Below are 1,621 nucleotides of genomic sequence, written 5' to 3' on the forward strand. Positions count from 1 at the left end.
AGAGACGACGAAAGCGTGCGCGCGCCGCTGCAGATGCTGTCGAACCTGCTGAGCGCGTGGGAGCGGCATCGGGTGGGTGATTTGCTCGACGACGCTCTGGCAGGAGGGGTTTCGTGAGCTAGGGCGCGTCGTCGTCTCGATCTTGGAGCAGCTTTTCGGGATGATGGAATGTGTTGACGCGTGGTTGGCCACGGTCCAAGTGGGGAGGCGGGAGCCATTCGGTGTCGCCCTCGGCGTTCTTGCGCGTGGTCCATCCCGTCTCGACGAGCCGGTTGTCGATCCCACACGCAAGGGTCAGCTCGTCGATGTCGGTGCGGCGGTTGGTGGTCCAGCCCCGAACGTGGTGGACCTGGCTGTGGTATGCGGGCGCGTCGCAGCCGGGTTTGGTGCATCCACGGTCTTTGGCGTACAGCATGATTCGTTGTGCGGGGGAAGCCAGCCGCTTGGTGTGGTACAGCGCAAGGGGCTTGGCGCTGTCGAAAAGAGCCAGGTAGTGATGGGCGTGGCTGGCCATCCGAATTAAGTCTGACATCGGCACCACGGCGCCGCCGCCGGTGAAGCCCTTGCCTGCCGCGGCTTCCAGATCCTTCAGCGTGGCAGTGATGACAATCGAGACGGGCAGGCCGTTGTGCTGGCCCAGCTTTCCCGCCGACAACAGGCCCCGCAACCCGGCCAGCAGGCCGTCGTGGTTGCGTTGGGCTAGGTTGCGGGTGTCACGCTTGACCGCGTCCTCATTCGGTGTCTCGTCGACGACGGGTGTGTGGTCGTCGGGATTGCATGCGCCGGGGGCGGCCAGCTTGGCCAGCACGGGTTCGAAGGTGGCGCGGGCTTCGGGTGTCAGGTAGCCGCTGATGCGCGACATACCGTCGCATTCTTGTTGGCCGATGGTGATTCCACGCTTGCGGGCGCGGTCCTCGTCGCTGAAATCCCCGTCTGGATTTAGCCAGTCCATGATGCGCTGGGCGTACTTGGCCAACTCATCGGGACGATACCCGCCGGCCTTATCGGCGAGATCCTCGTCCGCGGCTTCTCGAGTGAAAAGGTCTACCTCAGGCGGCAGGTGAGCAAAGAAACTGCGGATTACCCGCACGTGCCCATCGCCGATTAGCCCCTCGCGTTGGACAGCCGCCGTTGCGCTCAATTTGGGTGCCAAGGGTTCACCGGTGAGCGTTCGACGTTCCCCGAGATCGGCGGCTTCGTCGATCCGCCGACCGGCCTCGGCCTTGGTGGTGCGCCACCGATCGGCAAGCACCGAGCGCAAATTGCCGCCCAGTTCTGCTTCGCTTGCCTGTGCGCCGAGTTGGTTGATCAATGCGTGCTGGGGGGCACGCAGCCGCCGCGCGACGCGTTCCATGCGCTCCAGCGCTCGCAATCGTTCGGCGGTGGTGAACGCGTCGAAGGACAACTCGCACAGGTGGTTCAGGCCGGAATCGAGCGCGTTGAAGACCTCGACGATCTCTTCACGACTGCTCGAATCCATACCTCAGATTCTATGAAAGGGTACCGACAAAAATGGCGCGCCAAGTGCCACTGAACCTGCAGTAACGCAAGTGATTTCAGCTTTCAGGCCACGCCGGGCTGGTGGTCAGCACGTCGACGCCGTCGTCGGTGATGTGGACGG

1 protein-coding gene is annotated in these 1,621 nt (G+C 63.7%); it reads right to left on the minus strand.

Going from position 1 to position 1,621, the window contains the following annotated elements; genetic code table 11:
• Positions 1–118: 118 nt before the first annotated feature.
• Positions 119–1,480 (minus strand): HNH endonuclease signature motif containing protein, encoded by a 1,362-nt coding sequence (locus ACZY0B_RS27385; protein ID WP_463767361.1) that lies wholly within the window; start codon positions 1,478–1,480, stop codon positions 119–121.
• Positions 1,481–1,621: the final 141 nt, after the last annotated feature.

It is taken from the genome of Mycobacterium sp. IDUB_19, from assembly GCF_055419445.1.

Coding starts and splice junctions, on each gene's coding strand:
- ACZY0B_RS27385 (WP_463767361.1), bottom strand. CDS start 1,480: ATGGATTCGAGCAGTCGTGAAGAGATCGTCGAGGTCTTCAACGCGCTC.